Source organism: Amycolatopsis azurea DSM 43854 (genome assembly GCF_001995215.1).
In the GTDB taxonomy this organism is placed as follows: Bacteria; Actinomycetota; Actinomycetes; order Mycobacteriales; family Pseudonocardiaceae; genus Amycolatopsis; species Amycolatopsis azurea.
In genome coordinates, this window is the sequence record NZ_MUXN01000004.1 from 132,755 (window position 1) to 148,190 (window position 15,436).

At 67.8% G+C, this 15,436-nt stretch carries 17 protein-coding genes; 7 read left to right on the forward strand and 10 right to left on the reverse strand.

Going from position 1 to position 15,436, the window contains the following annotated elements:
- The first annotated feature begins 25 nt into the window (after positions 1 to 25).
- The 3 genes from B0293_RS07030 (at position 26) to B0293_RS07040 (ending at position 3,399) form a co-directional block, all read left to right on the forward strand.
- Positions 26 to 1,489: an NAD-dependent succinate-semialdehyde dehydrogenase gene (locus B0293_RS07030; RefSeq protein WP_005150570.1), complete on the forward strand. Its 1,464-nt coding sequence runs from the start codon at positions 26 to 28 to the stop codon at positions 1,487 to 1,489.
- Positions 1,486 to 2,589 (forward strand): tartrate dehydrogenase, encoded by a 1,104-nt coding sequence (locus tag B0293_RS07035; RefSeq protein WP_005150568.1) that lies wholly within the window; start codon positions 1,486 to 1,488, stop codon positions 2,587 to 2,589. The genes B0293_RS07030 and B0293_RS07035 overlap by 4 nt, the downstream gene beginning before the upstream one ends.
- Before the next feature lie 333 nt (positions 2,590 to 2,922).
- A complete protein-coding gene (locus tag B0293_RS07040; protein WP_005150565.1) occupies positions 2,923 to 3,399 on the forward strand; it encodes a DUF4262 domain-containing protein in 477 nt (158 codons plus the stop codon).
- 4 nt (positions 3,400 to 3,403) lie between these two features.
- Here B0293_RS07040 and B0293_RS07045 read toward each other — a convergent pair whose 3' ends face one another.
- The 3 genes from B0293_RS07045 to B0293_RS07055 are packed head-to-tail and all read right to left on the reverse strand — an operon-like array spanning position 3,404 to position 5,655.
- The gene (locus B0293_RS07045) at positions 3,404 to 4,096 is read right to left on the reverse strand and encodes a GntR family transcriptional regulator (RefSeq protein ID WP_005150563.1); all 693 of its coding nucleotides are present in this window, start codon (positions 4,094 to 4,096) and stop codon (positions 3,404 to 3,406) included.
- 3 nt (positions 4,097 to 4,099) lie between these two features.
- On the reverse strand, positions 4,100 to 4,870 hold the full coding sequence (locus B0293_RS07050) for a maleate cis-trans isomerase family protein (protein WP_005150554.1): 771 nt from the start codon (positions 4,868 to 4,870) through the stop codon (positions 4,100 to 4,102).
- Between the two features lie 44 nt (positions 4,871 to 4,914).
- Positions 4,915 to 5,655 carry a maleate cis-trans isomerase family protein gene (locus B0293_RS07055; RefSeq protein WP_005150553.1) on the reverse strand — a complete coding sequence of 247 codons (741 nt, stop codon included), beginning with the start codon at positions 5,653 to 5,655 and terminating at the stop codon, positions 4,915 to 4,917.
- A gap of 99 nt (positions 5,656 to 5,754) precedes the next feature.
- Between B0293_RS07055 and B0293_RS07060 the strand changes: the two genes are divergently transcribed.
- Positions 5,755 to 6,744 carry a D-2-hydroxyacid dehydrogenase gene (locus B0293_RS07060; protein ID WP_005150552.1) on the forward strand — a complete coding sequence of 330 codons (990 nt, stop codon included), beginning with the start codon at positions 5,755 to 5,757 and terminating at the stop codon, positions 6,742 to 6,744.
- A gap of 7 nt (positions 6,745 to 6,751) precedes the next feature.
- The gene (locus B0293_RS07065) at positions 6,752 to 8,128 is read left to right on the forward strand and encodes an amidase (RefSeq protein WP_005150551.1); all 1,377 of its coding nucleotides are present in this window, start codon (positions 6,752 to 6,754) and stop codon (positions 8,126 to 8,128) included.
- A gap of 42 nt (positions 8,129 to 8,170) precedes the next feature.
- Here B0293_RS07065 and B0293_RS07070 read toward each other — a convergent pair whose 3' ends face one another.
- Positions 8,171 to 9,391: an MFS transporter gene (locus B0293_RS07070; RefSeq protein WP_005150544.1), complete on the reverse strand. Its 1,221-nt coding sequence runs from the start codon at positions 9,389 to 9,391 to the stop codon at positions 8,171 to 8,173.
- A complete protein-coding gene (locus tag B0293_RS07075; protein ID WP_005150542.1) occupies positions 9,388 to 9,906 on the reverse strand; it encodes an ArsR/SmtB family transcription factor in 519 nt (172 codons plus the stop codon). The genes B0293_RS07070 and B0293_RS07075 overlap by 4 nt, the downstream gene beginning before the upstream one ends.
- Before the next feature lie 145 nt (positions 9,907 to 10,051).
- Between B0293_RS07075 and B0293_RS07080 the strand changes: the two genes are divergently transcribed.
- Positions 10,052 to 10,990, forward strand: a complete 939-nt coding sequence (locus B0293_RS07080) for an aldo/keto reductase (protein WP_005150540.1) — start codon at positions 10,052 to 10,054, stop codon at positions 10,988 to 10,990.
- Here B0293_RS07080 and pqqB read toward each other — a convergent pair.
- The 5 genes from pqqB to pqqA form a co-directional block, all read right to left on the reverse strand.
- The gene (gene pqqB / locus B0293_RS07085; RefSeq protein ID WP_039915229.1) at positions 10,987 to 11,850 is read right to left on the reverse strand and encodes a pyrroloquinoline quinone biosynthesis protein PqqB; all 864 of its coding nucleotides are present in this window, start codon (positions 11,848 to 11,850) and stop codon (positions 10,987 to 10,989) included. The two genes, B0293_RS07080 and pqqB, sit on opposite strands and share 4 nt — an antisense overlap.
- Entirely contained in the window at positions 11,847 to 12,935 is a 1,089-nt protein-coding gene (pqqE, locus tag B0293_RS07090) for a pyrroloquinoline quinone biosynthesis protein PqqE (protein ID WP_005150538.1), read from the reverse strand. Before pqqE ends, pqqB begins: the two co-directional genes overlap by 4 nt.
- Positions 12,926 to 13,198, reverse strand: a complete 273-nt coding sequence (pqqD, locus tag B0293_RS07095; RefSeq protein WP_005150536.1) for a pyrroloquinoline quinone biosynthesis peptide chaperone PqqD — start codon at positions 13,196 to 13,198, stop codon at positions 12,926 to 12,928. Before pqqD ends, pqqE begins: the two co-directional genes overlap by 10 nt.
- A 2-nt stretch (positions 13,199 to 13,200) precedes the next feature.
- Complete coding sequence (gene pqqC / locus B0293_RS07100; protein WP_039915226.1) at positions 13,201 to 13,881, reverse strand: pyrroloquinoline-quinone synthase PqqC; 681 nt, start codon at positions 13,879 to 13,881, stop codon at positions 13,201 to 13,203.
- Positions 13,882 to 13,981: 100 nt separating this feature from the next.
- Entirely contained in the window at positions 13,982 to 14,077 is a 96-nt protein-coding gene (gene pqqA / locus B0293_RS07105; protein WP_007033797.1) for a pyrroloquinoline quinone precursor peptide PqqA, read from the reverse strand.
- Positions 14,078 to 14,415: 338 nt separating this feature from the next.
- On the opposite strand from pqqA, the gene B0293_RS07110 reads away from it, so the two are divergent.
- Complete coding sequence (locus tag B0293_RS07110) at positions 14,416 to 15,402, forward strand: PQQ-dependent sugar dehydrogenase (protein ID WP_005150532.1); 987 nt, start codon at positions 14,416 to 14,418, stop codon at positions 15,400 to 15,402.
- Positions 15,403 to 15,436 lie beyond the last annotated feature (34 nt).

Below are 15,436 nucleotides of genomic sequence, written 5' to 3' on the forward strand. Positions count from 1 at the left end.
CGGGACAACATGGAGGAGCGTTGGGATGAGCTCGATCAGTGAGGCCGGCGTAGTCGCGGCGGTCGACAAGGAACTGTTCATCGGCGGCAAGTGGGTGCCCGCCGCGGGTGGGAAGACCTTCCCCGTTCTCGACCCCTCGACGGGCGAAGCCTTGTGCGAGGTGGCCGACGCGTCACCGGCGGACGGTGTCGGCGCGCTCGACGCCGCCGTCGCCGCACAGGCCGACTGGGCGAACGTCGCCCCGCGCGAACGCGGCGAGATCCTGCGTCGCGCCTACGAACTGCTCATCAAGCGCGCCGATGAACTCGCGCTGCTGATGACCCTCGAGATGGGCAAGCCGCTCGCGGAGTCGAAGGGCGAGGTCACTTACGCGGCCGAGTTCTTCCGCTGGTTCGCGGAGGAAGCCGTCCGGATCGACGGTGGTTACGCCGTCGCGCCCAACGGGACGGGCCGGTTCCTGGTGACCAAGCAGCCCGTCGGGCCGTGCCTGCTGATCACACCGTGGAACTTCCCCATGGCGATGGGCACCCGCAAGATCGGCCCCGCGGTCGCGGCAGGCTGCACGATGGTCATCAAGCCCGCCGCTCAGACCCCCCTTTCGATGTTGGCTCTCGCGGCGATCCTCGCCGAAGCGGGATTGCCGGAAGGCGTGCTGAACGTGCTCACGACGTCGGACTCCGGCGGCGTGATGGAGCCGCTCATCCGGGACGGCCGTGCCCGGAAGCTGTCCTTCACCGGCTCGACCGGCGTCGGCCGGAAGCTGCTCGAACAGTGCGCGGACAAGGTGCTCCGCACTTCGATGGAACTCGGCGGCAACGCTCCTTTCCTTGTTTTCGAGGACGCCGACCTCGACGCGGCGATCGAAGGCGCGATGACCGCGAAGATGCGCAACATCGGTGAGGCCTGCACGGCCGCGAACCGCTTCTATGTCCAGCGAGGCATCGTCGACGAGTTCTCCCGGCGCCTCACCGAGCGCATGGAAGCCCTGCCGATGGGGCGCGGCACCGAGGAAGGTGTCGTCGTCGGCCCCCTCATCGACGAAGCCGCCGTCGAGAAGGTCAGTAGCCTGGTCTCGGACGCCGCCGGGCGAGGAGCGCGCGTCCTCACCGGCGGGTCCACAGTGGACGGTCCAGGCAACTTCTATCAGGCCACGGTGCTCACCGACGTGCCCAAGGACGCCAGGCTCGCTTCGGAGGAGATCTTCGGGCCGGTCGCCCCGATCACTCCGTTCGACAGCGAGGACGAGGCCGTCGCGGCGGCGAACGACACCGAATTCGGTCTCGTGTCCTATGTGTACACCTCCGATCTCAAGCGGGCGCTGCGGGTTTCGGAACGGCTGGAGGCCGGCATGATCGGCCTCAACCAAGGACTGGTCTCGAACCCGGCGGCACCTTTCGGTGGGATCAAGCAGTCCGGACTCGGCCGCGAAGGTGGCACCGTCGGCATCGACGAGTTCCTCGAGACCAAGTACATCGCGGTGGCTCTGTGAATTCTCAAGCAGGGACTTCTCAAGCGGCGACTTCTCAAGCAGGGAAGTCGTATCGGATCGCCAGCATTCCCGGCGACGGGATCGGTGTCGACGTGACGGTCGAGGCCCGCAAGGTCCTCGACCGCGCGGCGGCGTCTCATGGTTTCTCGTTGTCCTGGCAGGAGTTCGACTGGAGCTGTGAGCGGTACACCAAGACCGGCTCGATGATGCCGGACGACGGTATCGAGCAGCTTTCCCGGTTCGACGGGATCTTTCTCGGCGCGGTCGGGTTTCCCGGTGTCCCGGATCATGTGTCGTTGTGGGGCCTCCTCATTCCGGTGCGGCGCGCGTTCACGCAATACGTCAATCTCCGGCCGGTCCGGTTGCTGCCGGGCACCACATCGGCACTCGCGGGCCGCAGTGCCGAAGAACTGGAGATGGTGATCGTCCGGGAGAACTCCGAAGGCGAGTACTCGGAGATCGGCGGCAGGCACAATCGGGGACAGGCGAACGAGGTCGTCTTACAGGAATCCGTGTTCACGCGGGTCGGGGTGGAGCGGATCATCCGCTATGCCTTCGAGCTGGCGAAGACGCGGACGGGGCGGGTCTGCTCGGCGACCAAGTCCAACGGGCTCATTCACTCGATGCCGTTCTGGGACGAGATCTTCGCGGAAATCTCCGCGGAATATCCGGACGTGCATGCCGAGCAGTGCCATGTCGACGCGCTCGCCGCGCGAATGGTCCAGGCGCCGGACCGGCTCGATGTCGTGGTCGCTTCCAATCTTTTCGGCGACATCCTGAGCGACCTGGCGGCGGCCGTGACGGGAGGGCTCGGGATGGCGCCTTCGGGCAATATCAATCCGATGGGTGAGTTCCCTTCCATGTTCGAGGCCGTGCACGGCAGCGCTCCCGACATCGCCGGACAGGGCATCGCGAATCCGGTGGCGCAGATCCTGGCGGGTGCGATGATGCTCGACCATCTCGGTGAAACCGTTGCGGCACAAGATGTTCACGCTGCGGTGGAGAAGGTTCTCGAGGAGGGTGCCGTGCAGACCCCTGACCTCGGCGGGAAGTCCACCACCGCCGAACTCGGGTCCGCGGTGGTCGCCGCTCTATCTTGAACCATCCGCATAGTGGCGTGTCAAGTCCGGGAAGTCATGAACGGTCCATTCATGATTTCGGATGGCAGTAGTACATGAAGGCCCCCTTCCTTGCGCCAGGCGCAAGGAAGGGGGCCTTCATGTACTTGGATCGTGAGTGACAAGTGGGTTCATCGGGCCGAAGGCGAAGTTTCCCCTCGGGCGGCCAGGCGAACGTGCCTGGCGGAAACCGATGTCCCCGATGTGGCATTCGGGACACCACGACGCGAACACGTTTCGATCCCGGGTGTGAGTTTTTGTCGGTGCCTCGGTGCACAGTGTCGATCGTCGGATTCGACGACTGGAGGAGTGCCGATGTGCTGGCATTGCGACAACCCCCGGAAGACCCACGACGACTACCTCAAGGAGGAGGTCCGTCCGCTTGTCCGGGAGTACGGCTGGATGGTGCAGGCGGTCGAGAGCGGGACGGCTCAACCCGCCCTCGCCTACACGGTCGGGCTCACCGACGCCGGGCTGCCCGAGCTGGTCGTCACCGGCCTGAGAGAACGAAGATCCTGCCAGCTGCTGAACTATTTCGCCCAGCAGTCGGTCCGGTCGGGGCCGCCGGAGCCGGGTGAGGTGGTGCCCGCCGCGGTGGGATGGCCCGCGTTCGAGGTCGTTCCGCTCAGCGCGCCGTCGGCGCACCTGCTCACCGCCGTCCTGATGTACGGCGAAGAATTCAGTGCCCTGCAACTGGTCTACGAGGACGAGCACGGCATCTGGCCGTGGGACAGGGAGTTCCGCGGCGGGACGGGCGGGCAGCCGGTGCTGGGGGCGCGGGGCCGTGGCTGAATCCTCAAGGCACCGCGGGAGCTTCGCCCTCTCGCAGGCTGGTCCCCGGGGCCAGCCGCTGGACGGCGTCCTCCATATGGGCTTCCAGCAACGACAGCGCGGTCTCTTCGTCGCCGGCCCGCAGGGCCTCGATGATCCTGGTGTGCTCGGTGACCCGTTCTTCGACCTGCTGGTAGGTCCCCTGCAACGCGGTCAGGCACATCCGGGTCTCGATCAGCAGGGTCCTGGCCATGCGCACGAGCCGTTTACTGCCGGAGGCGGCGATCAGCGCCTCGTGGAAGCGGAGGTCCGCCCAGGAGAGCGCGGTCGGATCGTCGTCGTCCGCGGCGGCGGCCATGGCGGCCACGGCCTGTTCGAGTTCGGTGGCGACCCGCTCCCGGTCGCCGCGCAGTGCCCGCAGCATCGCGGCGCGCTCGATGGCCGAACGCGCCGAGTAGATGTCGTAGACGTCGCCGGGTTCGAGGTCGATCACGAACAGGCCGCGGTGGCGCTCACTGCGCAGCAGTCCCTCGGAAACGAGATGCTGCATCGCCTCTCGCAACGGTCCCCGCGAAACCTCGAACCGGGAGGCCAGGTCCGTTTCGCCGAGCTGGGTGCCGGGAGGGAGAGCGCCGGTCATGATCGCGTCCCGCAGCTGGCGCGCGATGATCCCGGCGGTCGATTCCCGGCTGACCGGCTCGATTTCCGGCAAGGACATGGTTCAGCTGCCCCTCTGCCCGAACAAGGCGCCCAGTGTGCGGACCAGCGGGGCCTTCCCGGTGAGCCGCAGGCCCTCCCAGACGGTGACCTGGTTGGCGGTCAGCACCGGCTTGCCGAGCCGGGTCTCGAGAGTGTTGATCTCGCCGAGCGTCCGCATGGCGGTGTCGGGGACGAGCAGCGCGTCGGCGGCCGGGTGATCGCCGCTCGCCGCGAGTTCGACGACGGCTTCCGGGCTGAGTTCGCCGACCTCGGCGGCGGTGTCGATGTCCGCGCTGCCCATCGAGACGACTTCGATCCCGCCCGCGCCGAGGAACTCGACGAACAGCCGGGCGACGTCGTCCGGGTAGCTGGCGGCGACCGCGACCCGCCGGACATGAAGGGAGTGAGCGGCGTGGACGAAGGCGAAGGAGGTGCTCGACGCCGGGACGCCGGCGACGGCGGCCAGCCGGTCTGCCTGGTCGCGGGCGCCTTCCCAGCCGTAGACGAAGCTGCCGCTGGTGCACGCCCAGACCACCGCGTCCGGTTCGTGTTTCGCCAGCAGCGCGGCGCCGTCGGCGAGACGGCTTTCGCTGCCGAGGTCCAGCAGCTCGGGCACGGCGTGCAGATCGGTCCCGTAGATGTGCTCGACGGGCAGCTTGATCCCGGCCATGTCGCCGCCGAGGAGCTGCTCCGCGAGCGGGTAGTCGTCTTCGGCCGCGTGATCGGGGTAGATGAATCCGATCGTGGTCGTCTCGGACGGCGGCTCGGGTGGGCTGAACGGGGTGATGGGCACGGGACCTCCGGAGGACAGATTGTCGACAATCGTAGGCGAAGAGGTCAGTCGACCTCCCGGAGCCACTTGCCGGGCCCGACGATCGGCAGGTTCATCCGCCGCAGGCAGGCCCACATCGTGAGCTGGTTCGCGGTGAGGACGGGCTTGCCGACCGCGCTTTCGAGCGGCTCGATCAGATCGTAGGTGGGGAGGTTGGTGCAACTGACGAAGATGGCGTCGGCGTCGGCGTGGTCGGCGGCGAGGATGCGTTCGGCGATGGTCCGGTAGCTGACCTTCCAGATGCCTCCGCCGAGGCCGAGGTGATCGCTCGAGACGGTCCGCACGCCGAGTTCGCCCAGGAAGTCGTGCAGCTTCCCGGTCAGGTCGCCGTCGTACGGGGTCAGCACCGAGACCCGGTGGAGGTCGAGCTGGTGCAGGACCTCGGCCAGGGCGCCGGAGGTGGTGACGGCGTCCGGCGCGCCCGCGTCGCAGATCGCCTTGGTCAGAGAGCGTTCGTAGTCCACACCGTTGACGAAACTGCCGGAGGTGCAGAGATAGGCGACGACTTCGGGCTCCACGTGGAGCACGTCTCTCGTGGCGGCGGCGAGATGCCTGCTGTCGCTGACGAGCTGGGCCATCTCCATGCTGACGGGCACGGGCTCGTACGGCGTCCGAGCCAGATGGAGGGAGACCTCCATGGGCACCCAGCGCCACAGCTCGCGTTCAAGGGCAAGGTCGAAGGGAGCGATCACGCCGATACCGCGCTGCGCCAACGGGCCTTCGAACTCCAGTAAGTCGAAATCCAAGTCTCAGCCTCCGGAAAACTACTGCCGCCACAGGTCCGGTGCTCCGGGGTCGTTCCTCGGATTGTTGACAATCATACGAGCCACTTTTACGGTGTCAACGTGATCGCCTCGGAGACCCCTGTGCTGGCGGTGCTCTGCGGAGACGCACGCCCACCGGACATGCGCGCTATCGAAGCCGAAGCGGTGGTTCGTTACACCGACGCGGCAGGGTTGGCCGACGCGTTATCCGGAGCCGACGCGCTCTTCGTCTACGACTTCCTGTCGACCGCCGTCCCCGGTTCCTGGCACGCGGCCGACCGGCTGCGCTGGCTGCACATCGCCAGCGCCGGCGTCGACCCCGTGCTCTTCCCGGGGCTGCAGGAGAGCGACGTCGTGCTCACCAACTCGCGGGGCGTGTTCGACGGGGCGATAGCCGAATACGTCCTAGGGGTCGTCCTCGCCTTCGCCAAGGATTTCGTCCGTTCGTGGGACCTGCAGCGGGAGAAGCGGTGGAAGCACCGGGAGAGTGAACGGATCTCCGGCCGCCGGGTCCTCGTGGTCGGCACCGGTCCGATCGGCCGGTCGATCGCGCGGATGCTGCGGGCGGCCGGGATGTCGGTGGCGGGTGTCGGGCGACGTCCCCGGGAGGACGATCCGGACTTCGGAGACGTCCATTCCTCTTCGGACCTGGCTCGTCATCTTCCCGAGGCCGACTACGTCGTCGCGGTCGCGCCGCTGACCGAGCAGACGAAGGGCATGTTCGACGCCGAGGCCTTCGCCGCGATGAAACCCGGCGCGCGGTTCATCAACGTCGGCCGCGGTGAACTGGTCGTCACCTCGGACCTGGTCGGCGCGCTGCGGGACGGTCCGCTCGGCGGGGCCGCGCTCGACGTCTTCGACACCGAGCCCCTGCCGCCCGAAAGTCCTTTGTGGACTATGGAGAACGTGCTGATCTCGCCGCATATGTCGGGCGACTTCGTCGGCTGGCGTAATACTCTGGTAGAGGTGTTCGCGGACAACTTCCGTCGCTGGCGCGCGGGGGAGCCGCTGCGCAACGTCGTGGACAAGCAGCTCGGATACGTGCCGTCGGAGACGCTTCGCCAAGGTTAGGGGCCGGATGAACGACACCAAGTTGACCGCGAGCGAGCTCGTCGCCGCGTATGCCACCGGAGAGCTGTCGCCGGTCGAGGCCACTCAGAACGCGTTGCGGGTCATCGAAGAACGCGACGGTGAGACCAACGCCTACTGCCTCGTCGACGCCGACGGCGCGATCGAACAGGCGAAGGCGTCCGAGATCCGCTGGCGGGACGGCAATCCGATCGGCTGGCTCGACGGTGTCCCGGCCTCGATCAAGGACATGTTCCTGACGCAGGGCTGGCCGACGCTGCGCGGTTCACGGTGCATCGACCCCGGCCAGCCGTGGGACGTCGACAGTCCCGTCACCGCGAGGCTGCGCGAGAACGGCTTGGTACTGCTGGGAAAGACCACGACGCCGGAACTCGCGTGGAAGGGCGTCACCGACAACACGCTGACCGGGATCACCCGCAACCCGCACGACCTGTCGACGACGGCGGGCGGGTCCAGCGGTGGGAGCGCCGCGGCCGTCGCGGCGGGGATGGGTGAACTCTCCGTCGGCACCGACGGTGGCGGCTCGATCCGGATCCCGGCTTCGTTCTGCGGAATCGTCGGCCTCAAACCGACACACGGCCGGATCCCGCTGTTCCCGGCGAGCCCGTTCGGACCGCTCTCGCACGCCGGTCCGATGGCGCGTTCGGTGGACGACACGGCGCTGCTCCTCGACGTCCTCGCGATGCCCGACTACCGCGACCCGGCGGCACTCGCCCCGCCCGTCTCGACCTTCCGCGAAGCCGTCCGCCGGGACGTGCGCGGACTGAACGCCGCCTACTCGCCGACACTCGGCTACGTCGACGTCGACCCGGAGGTCGCGGCGATCGTCAAGTCGGCCGTCCAGGCGCTGGGTGACGCGGGCCTGCACATCGAAGAGACCGATCCCGGCTTCACCGACCCCAAGGCCGCCTTCGACATCCTGTGGTCGACGGGGGCGGCGAAGTGGCTGGACACGTTCCCCGCCGGTTCGGAGACCAAGGTAGATCCCGGGCTGCGGAAGGTGTGGGAGCTCGGCAAGACCTTCTCGGCGAGCGACTACCTCGGCGCCAACGCCGAACGGGCCGCGCTGGGCATCCTGATGGGTGAGTTCCACACGCGCCACGACGTGCTGATCACGCCGACCCTCCCGATCGCCGCCTTCGAAGCCGGGCACGAGGTGCCGCCGGGCAGCGGGCTGAGCGGCTGGCCGGACTGGACGCCGTTCACCTACCCGTTCAACATGACCCAGCAGCCCGCCATCAGCGTCCCGGCCGGTCGCACCTCCGGCGGGCTTCCCGTCGGTCTCCAGATCGTCGGGCCGCGGCACTCCGACGACCTGGTGCTCGCGGTCGCGAAACTCCTCGAAGAGGTCCGTCCCTGGCCGTGACCTGCGGAAAGGGAGCAAGGGACCTTTGCTATCGCTCCCGGGTCAGGGCTGGGTGGCGTGGGTCTTCCGGACCAGGCCGCGCACCTGGCCGCTGCACAGCGCGAGACAGGTGGCGATCACGACCAGCGCGGCGCACGCGAGCAGGGTCGTGCCGACCCCGAAGTGCTGTGCGGCGGGTCCGGCCGCCATCTGGCCAAGCGGCAGGGCGATGAAGGAACCGAGCATGTCGTAGGAGTAGACGCGCGCGAGTTTGTCCTCGGGCACGTTCTCCTGCAGCGAGACGTCCCATGCCACCACGAACTGCTCGATCGCCAGGCCGGAGACGAACATGGCCGCCAGCAGGAGCGGCAGCAACGGTGCCTGGCCGAGGAGGATCAACGGCGGCGCTTCGAAAAGGATCACCGCGACCCCGACGAAGAGCGCGCGCCGCGGCTGCCAGCGGGCCACGAGGATCCCGCCGGCGAGTGAGCCGATCGTCTGCGCGGCGAGGGCGAATCCCCAGCCGGTGCGCCCGAAACTGCCGTCGGCGACGAGGGGGCCGAGTACCCCGATCCCACCGGCGATGACGGCGTTCACCACCATGAACTGCACGACCACGACCCACACCCAGGTCCGTGACCGGAACTCGCGCCAGCCTTCGGCGAGTTCCGCCAGCGGGCGGCTGCCGGGGACCCGTTCCCGGCGGTTGAGGCGGATGCGCCGGTACGACAACGCCGAGCCGAGGAACAGCAGCGCGTTCCCGGCCAGCGCCCAGCCGGGGCCGACCGCGGTGACCAGGATGCCGCCGAGTCCGGCGCCGGCGATCCGGCCGGAGTTCGAGAGCAGCCTGGCCAGGGCGTTCGCCTGTGCCAGCTGGGCGGCGGGCACCGTCAACGGGGTGAGCGACGCCGAGGCTGGTGCGGAGATCGCGGCCACCGCGCCGTTGACCACGCTCAGGCCGACCAGCAGCGGGATCGACGCGAATCCACAAAGGACACTCGCCGCGATGAGGGCCTGGGTCAGTGTCGCGGCGACTTCCGTGCCCTGCAGGATCACCGACCGCGGCAGCCGGTCCGCCAGCACTCCGCCGAACAGCAGCAGGACCACGCTCGCCACCGACCGCGCGCCGACGACGATGCCGATGTCGACGGCCGAACCGGTCAGGTCGATCACCGCGAACGCCAGTGCCAGCGGGGCGACGGCGTTGCCGAACTCCCCGAACGTGCGGCCGCCGATCAGCCACCGGAAGTTGTGGTGGCGCAGTGGTTCACGCAGGGACGTCACGGTCGCCTCATCTCGAACATCGCGACCGTCGCGCTGACCGGGATCGTGCCCCGGGTCCGGGGCGGTTTCGCGGCCGTGTGCAGAAGTTCGCTGAGCTCGTGAGCGTGCGCGAGCGCCTTCTCCCAGGTCTCGCGGTCGACCCACATCTCCGCGTCGGCCGTCAGTCCACGCTTGCCTTGAACGCGGAATTCGCTGCGGCGCTTGAGTTCCTCCGCCATCGTCGCGATGAGAAGCTGTCCTTCCCGCGGATCCGTCGACATGAACCGCGATCCCGACTCCGGATCGTGCCGGTAGCGTTTCGCCAGCCCGCCCCGGATCCGGACCTCCTCGACGACGTCGAGCAGCCCGGCCTCGTGCAGCCGTCGCAGGTGATAACTGACATTCGCTTGTGTCTCACCGAGTTCGCGCGCTGCCTCGGCCGCACTCATCGCGGCACCGGTCAAAAGCGACAGAATACGCAGGCGGACGGGATGGGCGAGGACGCGCAGGTCGTCGAGGCCGGGGGACTCAGGCATGCCGCCGAGTATCGACTGCCGGGACATCAACCGTCAAACAGTTATTTGGGGGTTTCGTTGGCCGGGAGATCCGGTGCAATGGTCCGATGTCTGTGCTCTGCTGGGAGGTATGCGTACGACGACATTGGGCAGGAGTGGTCTCGAGGTGTCGAGGATCGCCTTCGGCACCTGGCAGCTCGGCGGGGGCTGGGGTTCGTTCGACGAGGACGCGGCGATCGCCGCGATCCACCACGCCCGCGAACTCGGGGTCACCTTCTTCGACACCGCCCAGGCCTACGGTTTCGGGAAATCCGAAGCGCTGCTCGGGAAGGCGTTGCGCGAGGAACTCAAGCGCGACCGCGACAACCTCGTCATAGCGACGAAAGGCGGCACCAGGCCGCGTTCCGAGCGGCCGCGTGACTCTCGCCGCGAGTGGCTGACGCAGGGGATCGAGGACAGCCTCCGCTTCCTCGACGTCGACCACATCGACCTCTACCAGATCCACTGGCCCGATCCCGACACGCCCGCCGAGGAGACCGCGAGCGTTCTCCAGGAGTTCGTCGACGCCGGGAAGATCCGGCACATCGGTGTCTCGAACTACGACGCCGCGGCGCTGGCCGACTTCGACGAGACCCGTCCGGTGGAAACCCTTCAGCCGCCGTATCACCTGTTCCGCCGCGACATCGAAATCGACCCGCTGCCTTATGCGCGGGAGAACGACATCGGCGTGCTCGTGTACAGCCCGCTGGGCAGCGGCCTGTTGACCGGATCCCTCACGCCGGAGACGACGTTCGAGAAAGCCGACTGGCGTTCGCAGTCGTCGGCGTTCACCGGGGAGACCTTCCGGCGCAACCTCGCCATCGTCGACAGGCTCAAGGAATTCGCCGCGGACAAGGGGATCTCGGTCGGTCAGCTCGCGATCGCCTGGACGCTCGCCCGGCCGGGGGTGCACGTCGCGATCGTGGGCGCGCGCAAGGCGGCCAACATCGAAGCCAGTCTCGCCGCGGCCGACGTCGACCTGTCCGCGGACGAACTCGCGGAGATCGACCGGCTCACCGCCGGCGCCGTCCCCGTCGCGGGCGCGAGCCCCGAAGGCATCGCCTAAAGCTTGAATTCGGTACCGTCCAAGGGAAGCGAGGCGCCGCCGTCCAGTACGGCGGCGTGCTCCGGCGAGGCCGGGTCGACCGCCGGGTTCGTGTTGTTCAGATGCGTGTACGCCCAGCGCGGGCCAGGGCGGAGTTTCGCGAGACTGCCGGTGATCGGCAGATGTCCCATCGCCAGCTGGGCGCCGTCGCCGACCTTGGCCGCGGTGGCGCCCGACATCTCGTCCGGCGCGTAGAAGGTCCCGTCCAGCAACACCAGGCCGGCGTCGCGAGTGAAGTCGTCGAATCCGTCCGGCCAGCTCTTCAGGCAAGGCGCGTAAACGAAGACACCGCCGGTCTCGACGTCTTCGATCCGGTACGCGACCACCCACGGACCGTCCTCAGTGGACGAACGTGCGTACTTCGGCCGTTTGTCGCTCACCGGAAGCGCGCTCACCCGGAGCCCGTCGATGGAGACCTCCGACGACGGCAGCCAGTCCCAGCCGCCGTAGCCGTCGATGATCGACCGTGCGGGGAACTGCCCGGACAGCGCGCCCAGGACGGCGTCCGGAGCCCAGACCGGAAGCCCGCCCGCCTCCCGCAACAGGAGCAGGCCGAGTGAATGATCGAGTTCGGCGTCGGTGAGCAGCACCCCGCGCAGCGGGATTTCCCTCGGCCCAGGCCCGGCCCGCAGCTGCGGTGTGGCGAGGATCTGCGCGCGGATGTCCGGTGACGCGTTGAGCAGGTACCAGCCCTTGCCGTCCGCGCTGACCGCGACACAGTCCTGCGTCCGCGGCGGCGCGTCGGAAACGCACAGCGCGCAGGCGCAGTTCCACTGCGGGAATCCGCCACCCGCCGCGGTGCCGAGCAGGATCACCCTCATCGCGGCCCCCGCATCACGAGCTCGTCAGTTTTCGGGGGTGTGGCCAGGATGAGGTCGACGATGCCGCGATCCGGCGAACGTGAGCACACCGGATCCGTCGCCGAGGCGTCACCGGTGAGCTGGAACGCCTGACACCGGCAGCCGCCGAAGTCGATCGATCGCCGATCGCAGGTGCCGCAGGTGTCCGGCATCCAGTCCTCGCCGCGGAAGGCGTTGAAGGAACTGGATTCGTACCAGATCCGCGCCAGCGGCTTGTCCCGGACGTTGTCGAACTCCAGCGTCTCGATCGCCGTCGACGCGGGACACGGCAGCACGTTCCCGTCCGGTGCCACGGTCAGTTGCCGCGCGCCCCAGCCGTACATGCACGGTTTCGGGTACTGCTCGTAATAGTCGGCGACGACGTAGATGATCTCCATGCGGTCGCGTAGCCGTTCGGTGGCCGCGCGCACGATCGGCTCGGCCTCGTCGAGCTGCCGCCGGGTCGGCATCAGGGCGTCGCGGTTCCGCAGCGCCCAGCCGTAGTACTGCGTGTTGGCCAGTTCGAGCCGGTCCGCGCCCATCTTCTCGGCCAGGTCGATGATCCCGGCGAGCTGGTCGTGGTTCTGCCGGTGCAGCACGACGTTCACCGAAAGCGGCAGCCCGGCCTTCTTGATCAGTCCGGCGACGACCAGTTTCCGGGCATGGGCCCGCGCGCCGGCGAGCCGGTCCGCGCGTTCGGCCGTCGCGCCCTGCACGGACAGCTGGATGTGCGCGATACCGCGTTCGAGAAGATCGTCCAATCTGGACTCGGTCAGCCCGAGCCCGGAGGTCACGAGGTTGACGTAGCAGCCCAGTTTCGTGGCGTGCTCGACCAGGATGGGCAGGTCCGGCCGGGCGAGCGGTTCACCGCCGGACATGTGCACCTGGAGCACGCCGAGTTCCCGTGCCTGGGTGAGCACGGAAAGCCATTCCTCTGTGGACAGTTCGCCGTCGCGGGCGACCAGCTCGACCGGATTCGAGCAGTACGGGCAATGCAGCGGGCAACGGTGGGTCAGCTCGGCCAGCATGCCCAGCGGCGGCGCCGCGGTGGAGGTGTTCAGGTCCATTCGACGATCCGCCGATCTCCCAGCCGGGACAGGACGTCCAGGATCTCTTCCTCGCGGACACCGGCGTAGCGCTCACGCAACGCCGACGCGATCGCCGCGACGTCTTCGACACCGTCGCAGAGCGAGAGCACGGCCGCGGCGGTCGGATTCGGGACGAGCACGCCCTCGGGGAACAGGAGGACGTGCGTTTCCCTGGTCTGGTCATAGCTCAGCCGGACGCCGCGCCGCAGCCGCGGCACCGAGCCCATCTCGAGGGTGGTCATCGCTACTCCTTGGCGGCGGCGCGCTCGATGGCGTCGAGCAGGGACCAGAGCACGTCGGTCTTGAACGCCAGCGCGGCGATCGCCTTCTCCTGCTGTTCGCGGGTGACGGCGTGCCGCACGACGATGTCGAGGGTCCCCTTGCCCTCGCCGGAGACCTTGTCGATGCGATTGGTGAAATAGGCGAGGTCTTCCGGCGCGATCCACGAGTAGTTCGCCAGCATGTCGGCGACGCGCCGCTGCATGAGATGACCGGCGAACATTTCGGTCAGTCCCGAAGCGACCGCTTCGAGCCAGGGTTTCGTGCGGGCGAAATTCACATAGGCGTCGACGGCGAACCGTACGCCGGGGGCGACGTGCCGTTGATCGAGAACCTCTTCACGATCGAGCCCGACAGCGGTGCATAACCGGAGCCACCGCTCGATTCCGCCGTCGCCCTCTTCCGTCCCGTCGTGATAGACGATGCGGTCGAGCCATTCCCGGCGTATTTCCGGTACCGGGCAGTTGCTGATGATCGCGGCGTCCTTCTGCGGGAGCACGCATTGGTAGTACCAGCGGTTGGCGGCCCAGATCTTCAGTTCGTACTCGGACAGTTCGCCGCCGTGCATCCGTCGATGGAAGGGATGAGTACCCCAATAGCGGTGAGAAAGACCACGCAAGGCCGCGACGAATTCCGGCGGCGACATCGCGGCGGAAAGGGAAAGAGACACGGTGCTGCCTCCAACGGCTCGCTGATCGGGACGGCGGCGCGGTGGTGGGGGACGACCCCCACCACCGAGTGGGAAATCAGTCCTCCATACGGGCCGCGTACGCGGTGACCTCCATGGGAGTTTCGTATTCGACGAAGTCCGGCGTGGTCCATACCTCGATGGTTTCGATCATTTCCTACTCCTCGGATCGCTGACGTCAATCCCCGGAACGTCCACATGGGAACGAACCGGGCCGAGCCCCGTCACCCTAGAAGCGGGCCGCCGATTCTGGCCAGATGCGCGGTCAAGTTCCGATGGCATTTTGTAAAGTTTCCTACCTATGGCCGATCGAGCTGCCCCGATCGTCACGCTCGGCGCATACAGCGATAGGAGGTAAGCGCTTTCCTTACCCCGTCCAGTGGTGTCCGTTCCGTCCTACGGTGTGTTTGTATCCAACGCGACGGGTGCACCCCGACCACCCGTCTTCCGCCGCCATCCGAGCTCCAGGGGTGTAGCTGAAGGAGGCGTCCCATGTCCTTACGTCATACTCTCACCTGCGCGTTCGCCGCCGCGACGGCCGCGTCTGTCGTGGCCGTTCCGGCCGCGGCCGGCGAAGCGCCGTCGGTCCAGGCGATCAAACAGATCGCGAGCGGCCTCAACCAGGCCTGGTCGATCGATTTCCTGCCCGACGGCACCGGTCTCTTCACGCAGAAAGACGCCAAGACGATCAGCAAGATCGACAAGGCGGGCAAGGTCACCACGGTCCAGACCATTCCCGGGGTGAGCGTCACCCCGGAAGCCGGTCTGCTCGGCATCGCCGTCTCGCCGAAATACGCCACCGACCAGACGGTCTTCATCTACTACACGACCAGCTCCGACAACCGGATCGCCAAGCTGAAGCTGGGCCAGGCGCCGACGCCGATCGTCACCGGTATCCCGCGTGGCGCGAACTTCCACCACGGCGGGCGGATCAGGTTCGGGCCGGACGGCTACCTCTACGCGGGGACCGGCGACGGCCAGAACGGCGCCAACGCGCAGAACAAGAACTCCCTCGGCGGCAAGGTCCTGCGCGTCACCACCGACGGCGCGCCCGCGCCGGGCAACCCGTTCAACAGCCGCGTGTACTCCTACGGCCACCGCAATGTCCAGGGGCTGACCTGGGCGAACGGGCAGCTGTACGTCTCCGACATCGGTGCGAACAAGCTCGACGAGCTGAACAAGGTCGAACCGGGCAAGAACTACGGCTGGCCGACCTGCGAAGGCCCGTGCAACACGGCGGGGATGACCAACCCGGTCAAGGCGTGGCCGACGTCTTCGGCGACGCCGAGCGGGCTGGCGGCGTACAAGGGCTCGCTGTACATGGCCTCGCTCAAGGGCGGGACGTTCAAGCTCGACCTGAACGGCAACGGCGGCAAGCTCTGGACCGACCTCGGCCGCACGCGTGACGCGACCGCCGGCCCGGACGGCCGGCTGTACACGATCACCCCGGGCGCCATCTACGTCTCCGACGGCAGCTGACGTCAGGCGTTTCGTCCTCTGGATGCGGTAGTTG